Here is a 6,914-nt window from a genome sequence, read left to right as displayed (position 1 = left end):
AAGGTGTGATGTCGGTAAAGCCAGGCGGATACATCGCCGCTGCATCGCCGATCCCCGTCAATCAACGGAGGCAGCTGAATCCGCTCAAGCGCGGTGAATACATGCTGCATATCAACAAAATAAAATAAACGGTACATCCACAATCCGAGGTTCCGGGCGAACGTCGGATTGTTGGCATGTCCGCAAGCCGTCATGCAAGATCTGATTCTGAACGCCGAATATGACACATATCGTTAGATGGCACAACGTTTCATCTGCGGTATATCAGCCGAAACCATCCATTTTGTGTAGAGAGGTGAACTGGTTTGAAAGGAAAAGCATTCAAAGCGCTCATGAGCTGCCTTCTGTTCCTTGGACTGCTGCCCTGGAGCGCATCGGCAGAGACGGTACCCGAATCCGTGATTTACGGCGGTGGTCCGTTCTATGCAGGGGGAACCGACACGATGAACACGCTGAAAGCTTCCGGTTTCACGACGGTCATGCTGTGGACCATCCATGTCAACAGCAACGGGGATCTGGTGTATAACGATCAGCCGGTGGTTTCTAACGGCACCTATATCGGCAAAGCGTCATGGCCTGCCGAGCTGGCTTCGCTCAAGCAGGCGCCCACCTCGGTAAAGCGCCTGGAGATCAGCGTCGGTTCATGGGGCGTGAGCGATTTCCAGAACATCAAAAATCTCGTCGCCTCTCAAGGGACGGGAACCGGAAGCATTTTGTACAAAAACTTTGCCGCGCTCAAGTCGGCGCTTGGGGTCGATGCGGTGAGCTTTGACAACGAGGACTTATACGACGTTAATTCGGCGGTTGCCTTTGGCAAGATGCTTTCCGGGATGGGCTTAAAGATCACGCTGTGTCCTTATACCAACGTCAGCTATTGGCAGAGCGTCAAATCCCAACTGGGATCCAGCGTGGACCGTGTGTATTTGCAGGTATACGACGGAGGAGCGGGGAATGATCCGGCAGCCTGGAGCAGCCAGCTCGGGATGACGGTGATGCCGGGATTGGACAGCAAAACGTCCAGCGGCGGCAACACCCCGGCTCAAGTCAACAGCCGGATGAGCGCGTGGAAGTCGTCGGCGGGCATCCAGGGAGGCTTTATCTGGTATTATGACGCCATTTTGAACAATCCGGGTGGAGGGTCGGCGGCGGACTACGCAGCGGCAATCAACAGTGCGCTGGGCGCACCCGCTAACGGATCGTTGACGACAGGCGGCACGGTATCCGCCAGCGCATCGGGAAGTCCATCCGGCGAAGAGAAGGAGAAGGCGTTTGACGGGAGCAGCTCAACGAAATGGCTCATTTTCACGAATACGGGCTGGATTCAGTATCAATTCGGCGGCGGGGCATCCCATATCGCCACTTCCTACTCGGTAACGTCAGCCAATGATTTTCCGGCCAGAGATCCGAAGAATTGGTCGCTTCAGGGATCGAATAACGGCACGAGCTGGACGACCCTGGATACCCGTACAGGCCAAACCTTTGCAAGCCGCTTCCTGACGAAAACGTATACCTTTAGCAACACGACCGCTTATTCGTATTACCGGCTCAACGTGACGGCGAACAATGGAGGCGCAGAGCTGCAGATCGCCGAGATTGGCCTGTATCCATAAACCGCTAACCTCGCATGAGCCATTCAACACCGTCAGCTCTCGTTTAGAGGCTGGCGGTGCTTTGCCGTCAATCGCGTTTGATTTTGCCGAGCTCATCCGTTAACTTGTCCAGCTTACGATTTAATGCTTCCAGCTTCTTATCGTAATGGCGGTAGGTGAAATAACCGAGCACCGCTTTGAATAGAAAAAAGACGACCGCGGCGATGACGATCAAAAAGTAATTGTGGGCGAGCTGCCTGAGCCAGCTGTTAATCGCATGTATATCCATGGGCCAGCTTCCTTTGTCCTTGTAATGAGTATATATCAGGTTTTTCCATATCTGCGCCATTATATCCGCTTATCATCGAGCGTTTAGGAAATAAGCAGCTGACAGAAGTAATAGCTTCCGTTTCAAAAGTGCCTCCTTTCTGTGAAATCGTGACAGGACGGCCGTCAAGTTGTCGTTATATTGCATTGTTCGGATGCGCTTTCATTTCTATAATGAGGATGACATAAAATACTGCTGAGATGAAGCCGGCAAGCCGTATGGAAGTATCCTTACTGTACCGTATTTTATTGAGGAGGCTGTGTACATGAGCAAAGTTCGCGTAGGCATCATCGGCACGGGGGGCATCGCCGCTTGGCATGCCAGACAACTGCTGGAACTACCGGAGGTTCAAATTACAGCTTTGACGGACACCAGTGACAAGAATCGGAATGCTTTTGTGGAAAAATTCGAGCTTCGTGAAGCCCGCCAGTATTCGAATTACGAGGACATGCTGGCACAGGCAGAGCTGGACGCGGTGGTGATCTGTTCGCCGCACACCCAGCATTTTCAGCAGGCGCAGGATGTGCTCAGCAGCGGTCTGCATGTTCTGATCGAGAAGCCGATGACCTGCTCTTCGGCCGAGGCCGAGCTGCTGATTCACACCGCCGAGCAGGCGGGGAAAATTTTGCAGGTATCGTATCAGCGCCACTTTCAACCCGAGTTCCTGTACATAAGGGATGCCATTGCGAGCGGCGTCATCGGCAAGGTCACCTCGGTTACCGCTTCGCTGTATCAGGAATGGAGACAGGGAACGCCCGGTTCCTGGCGGCAAGACCCGGCGCTCTCCGGGGGCGGCTTCCTGATGGACTCCGGCAGCCACATTATCGATGTGCTGCTCTGGACCACCGGGCTGACGCCGGTTGACGTCAAACCGCAGCTGCATATGCATGGTGCGCCGGTCGAGATCGATACCTTCACCTCGATCCGGTTTGCGGAAGGCGCTGTGGCTGGATTGAATCTGGTCGGTTATGCACCTTGCTGGCATGAAACCTTCGTGTTCTGCGGCGAGGACGGCGGTATCTTCTATGACAACGGAAAAATCACGCTGCGGCGGCTGAAGCAGGAACCGATCGTCCCTGATCTGCCGGAGCAGACGACGAATCAGGACAAAAGCTTCATCGACGCGATCTTGGGACGGCATGAAGTATTGGTGCCTGGAGAATTCGCTCTGAAAGTTGTTAAGCTATCCGAGATGATCTACCAGGCGGCCGGCTATGTCCCGCAGGCAGCGGCTATGACAGAGGAGGAAAACGTCTAATGAGCAACCCCATCGGAATGCGAATTCCGCCTAAAATTGGTGCGGAAGGAATCCGGCAAACGGCTCTGTGGGCGGTGGAAGCAGGACTGGATATTCTGGATGTCCCGCAGCTGACTCCAGAAGTAAAGCAGGCTTGCGAGGAAGCCGGCATCGGGATCGGATCGGTCGATGCCCAGCAGACGGCAAAGCTTCTCAGCCGCGACGACTCTGTAAGAGAGGCGGCTGTGACCTCAGTAAAACAGCAAATGGACGGAATATCGGAACTTGGCGGCAGCGTCATGTTTATGTGTCTCGTCCCGGAAGACCATACACTGCCGCGCAGGGAGGGCTTCGCTATCTGGAAGGATACGTTTCCAGAGCTGGTCCGCCATGCCGAGGAGAAGGGCGTCTATATGGCGATCGAAGGCTGGCCCGGCCCGGCGCCGTATTATCCGACGCTGGGATGTACACCGGAAATGTGGAGAGCGATGTTCGAAGCGATCCCTTCGCGGCATTTCGGGCTCAACTATGATCCTTCCCACCTGGTCCGGTTGGGCATTGATTATCTCCGCGCTTTGAGCGAATTCGGGGACCGTGTCGTTCACTGCCACGGCAAGGATACGGAAATTTTGCACGATGAGCTGTACGAGTGCGGCGTCATTCCCGCAACCTTTGGGGAGAAGTATGGCTTCTCCGAAGGGTCATGGCGCTACACGATCCCTGGACATGGCGAAGTGGAATGGAGCAAGGTTGCCGTAAGGCTTGACCGGCTCGGTTATCAGGGAGCGGTTAGTATCGAGCTCGAAGATCACCGGTTCTGGGGATCGATCGAGGCGGAGCGGCAGGGGATCGTGAAGGCTGCCGAACATTTGGCTCAGTATTTTAAATGATTTGGACCGGCATATATATCGGGCTGTCTTGAATGAAAGGCATCCAGGGGTATTCAATCCCGCCATCATCCCGTCATCTCCTATGGCGGGATGATTATTTTCCTGTATCATTGCCCTTATTTCCTGTGGTAACATCGGGATAAGAATGTCCGGACCGCGACGGCTCCGGCTAACCACACATGATTTGGAGCCTGCAACCTTATGGGAACACCTTACTCCGCTGTCCTGACTCTGATCGTTTCCGCCGGTGTGTTAAATCTTCTGATGGGATTATATGCCTTGTCGGGAAGGTCCAAGCTCACCATGGTGAGAACCTTTTTCGCCTTCAGCCTTTTGGCGGCCATTTATACGTTCGGGTCCGCGCTTGAACTTGCCAGCGGTTCCCTCGAAGAAATCAAGTTCTGGATCAAGTTCGAATACTTGGGCATGCCGTTCCTGCCTCCGCTGAATCTGCTCATCATCATGTCCTATCTCGGTATGGAGCGCTATTTGGGAAAGCGTCTAAAGATAGCCATGTTCATCATTCCCGCGGTCACGCTCCTGCTGGTCATGACAAACGATTGGCATCATTTCTATTACCGCGACATCGTCCTGCGGGCAGGCGGACCCAGCCTTAAGGCGGACGTGGTGGCAGGTCCCTGGTATATTATTCAGGGCGCCTACACGTTTGGCTGCATGATCGGCGGTGTCGTGCTTCTGCTGAGGCATTGGCGGAGAATGCCTTCTTACCGCTTTCAGCTCGGCACGATGCTGATCGGCCTGGTGCTGCCGCTTGCCGGAGACTTTCTTTACTTGGGCGGCATAACTCCTGAAGGGATGGATCCAATCCCGGTGATCATGACGGTGACTTCAGCGCTTTACTTATGGGCGCTAGTGTCCAAAGGATTGTTCCACGTCGCTCCGATTGCCCGGGACAAGCTGTTTGCCAGCATGCGCGATGGGGTGCTGGTGCTCGACAGGGACAACCGGCTGGTCGATTACAACCCTGCCGCCGGCGCCATGATTCCAGAGCTCGGTGTCTCGTCCATCGGGGAGCCGCTGGAAGGGCTGTGGGAAAAACACGCCGGTGGACCGCTGCTTCATTACGATCCGGATACGGATAGCGGTTCAGGAGCGGACATCCAGGAATTGAACTGGCATATCGGAGAGAGAGACTTCAACTATCAAATCCGGACGTCTGTCATCCGCAATCAGGGCGGGCAGCCGGCCGGACGGCTGATCGTGCTGATCGATGTCACCGAGAAAGCGCATCTTCAGGAAGAGCTTCGCCAGCTGGCTTACTATGATGGGTTGACGCGGATTTACAACCGTGCCCATTTTATGAAGCTGGCCAGCGGCCTGCTGTATGACTGCCTGAAACGGGAGGAGCCGATGTCGCTGCTGCTGTTCGACATCGATCACTTCAAGCGGATCAACGATGAGTTCGGGCATGATCCGGGTGATGACGCCCTGATGCACATCGTCGCGGTATGCCGTGAGCAGCTGCGACCCGAGGATGTGTTTGGCAGGTACGGGGGTGAGGAGTTTGTGGTCGCCCTTCCCGGGCTCAGGCCGGTAGAGGCTGCCGGAGCAGCGGAGCGCATACGCGCCAGCCTTGCCTTGCAGCCGCTTGAGACAGCGGGCGGTCCACTGTCGATGACGGCAAGCTTTGGTACCCTACGGCGCCAGAGATATCGTGAATCCGGCGGTGACTTGACCGGAGCAGGCGGCAAGCCTCCTGAATCCGGATCCGCTGCAGATACTTGATGGGTGTGAGTCCGGTATGTTTGACGAACAGCCTCTGAAACTGCCGCTCCCCAATCCCGAGCTCACCGGCTAGCTCCTCTACGGTAAACGGACGGCTGTAATGGCCATGAAGCATGGACAGCACATGGTCCATACCTACGGCGGGCGGCGGTGCCCCTTCCACTGTGGCTTCGTGAATCCGGATGATGCAGATCATCAGCTGAAGCATGCCTGCATACAAGGCGGTTTCCCTTCCGGTACGCTCTACCGAATACTCGCGATAGAGCCGTTCAAACCAGCCTTTAGCTTCGCCGTCACGGTCGCGGTAATGCATGATTTCGTTAAAAGCCAGAAGCCTTCCAAGCTCATCGCCTCCAGGCACCATTTCCAAAATTTTGGTGGCGTTCTCCATCGAAGTCAGGCAGTTATACACGATCAGCTGACGGTCCTTGGCCGTTGACCCCGGCCGGAACACATGCGAAGCGCCGATCGGAATGACAAACAGGTCCCCCGCAGATACGGGCATGACCTCATCACCTGTATGGTGATACCCGGTTCCTTCACTGACATAACTCATTTCCAGAAAATCATGGTGATGTTCGGTTAACTCATAGGACTCGGCGTTGCGGTTTACGAAAATCGAGAAGTCATCCCAATTGTTGAAATACTCCCTGCCGCTCAGCAGCCTTACCGTACGCTTAGGCATGATTATTATCCTCGCTATGTCGGAATTACCGGGTAAAATGTCGCTTTCACCTAAATTACCCGGGGTGTTAATCATTTTATGATAAATAGGAGGATAGAACAAGATCTGGTCATGGAACGCTGGAAATGTTGCGCGACAAGGTATATGGAAGCAGCCGAAAGGCTGGCGACAGAATCTATTCCTGATATGGCAGTGTGATTCGAAAGCGTTTCCATGGAGGGGAACGAACTTGGTTCAGAAAGGGGATGGAGGTATGGATGCTCATATCGCCGTTGACATCGGGGCATCAAGCGGGCGCCTCGTTCTCGGAAGGCTGAAGGATTCCAAGCTGGCGCTGGAGGAAATCCACCGATTCGACAACGGCTTCCGTGAGCTGGACGGCTCCCTGTATTGGGATATCGAGCATTTGCTGGAGCAAATCGTTGCAGGGCTGCAGGCA

Annotated in this window: 5 protein-coding genes and 2 pseudogenes; 5 read left to right on the top strand and 2 right to left on the bottom strand. The window is 54.7% G+C overall.

The features are described 5' to 3' along the window. Window positions 1–305 precede the first annotated feature (305 nt). A complete protein-coding gene (locus CPT76_RS38340; protein ID WP_258168361.1) occupies window positions 306–1,610 on the top strand; it encodes a discoidin domain-containing protein in 1,305 nt (434 codons plus the stop codon). Window positions 1,611–1,677: 67 nt separating this feature from the next. Here the strand turns inward: CPT76_RS38340 and CPT76_RS12630 are convergent, their stop codons facing one another. Beyond that, a complete protein-coding gene (locus CPT76_RS12630) occupies window positions 1,678–1,878 on the bottom strand; it encodes a hypothetical protein (RefSeq protein WP_258168360.1) in 201 nt (66 codons plus the stop codon). Between the two features lie 304 nt (window positions 1,879–2,182). On the opposite strand from CPT76_RS12630, the gene CPT76_RS12625 reads away from it, so the two are divergent. The 3 genes from CPT76_RS12625 (at window position 2,183) to CPT76_RS39570 (ending at window position 5,790) form a co-directional block, all read left to right on the top strand. Continuing rightward, entirely contained in the window at window positions 2,183–3,175 is a 993-nt protein-coding gene (locus tag CPT76_RS12625; RefSeq protein ID WP_105443175.1) for a Gfo/Idh/MocA family protein, read from the top strand. Next, entirely contained in the window at window positions 3,175–4,044 is an 870-nt protein-coding gene (locus CPT76_RS12620) for a sugar phosphate isomerase/epimerase family protein (protein WP_105443174.1), read from the top strand. The genes CPT76_RS12625 and CPT76_RS12620 overlap by 1 nt, the downstream gene beginning before the upstream one ends. Window positions 4,045–4,245: 201 nt before the next feature. Next, a complete protein-coding gene (locus tag CPT76_RS39570) occupies window positions 4,246–5,790 on the top strand; it encodes a histidine kinase N-terminal 7TM domain-containing diguanylate cyclase (RefSeq protein ID WP_105443173.1) in 1,545 nt (514 codons plus the stop codon). Here the strand turns inward: CPT76_RS39570 and CPT76_RS12610 are convergent. Beyond that, window positions 5,747–6,475 (bottom strand): annotated as a pseudogene (locus tag CPT76_RS12610) (AraC family ligand binding domain-containing protein); the annotation flags it as partial. The gene CPT76_RS39570 and the pseudogene CPT76_RS12610 overlap by 44 nt on opposite strands. A gap of 253 nt (window positions 6,476–6,728) precedes the next feature. Between CPT76_RS12610 and CPT76_RS37315 the strand changes: the two are divergent. Next, window positions 6,729–6,914: pseudogene (locus tag CPT76_RS37315) on the top strand (rhamnulokinase); the annotation flags it as partial.

The sequence above is a fragment of the Paenibacillus sp. AR247 genome (assembly GCF_002968895.1).
Classification (GTDB): Bacteria; Bacillota; Bacilli; order Paenibacillales; family Paenibacillaceae; genus Paenibacillus_AQ; species Paenibacillus_AQ favisporus.
Note: the sequence above shows the minus strand (reverse complement) of the source record. Positions and strands in the feature narration are given on the sequence as shown.

What these genes read in the sequence shown, in the direction of transcription:
- CPT76_RS12630 (WP_258168360.1), bottom strand. Translation starts at nt 1,878, where the DNA reads ATGGATATACATGCGATTAACAGCTGGCTCAGGCAGCTCGCCCACAAT.
- CPT76_RS12625 (WP_105443175.1), top strand. Translation starts at nt 2,183, where the DNA reads ATGAGCAAAGTTCGCGTAGGCATCATCGGCACGGGGGGCATCGCCGCT.
- CPT76_RS12620 (WP_105443174.1), top strand. Translation starts at nt 3,175, where the DNA reads ATGAGCAACCCCATCGGAATGCGAATTCCGCCTAAAATTGGTGCGGAA.
- CPT76_RS39570 (WP_105443173.1), top strand. Translation starts at nt 4,246, where the DNA reads ATGGGAACACCTTACTCCGCTGTCCTGACTCTGATCGTTTCCGCCGGT.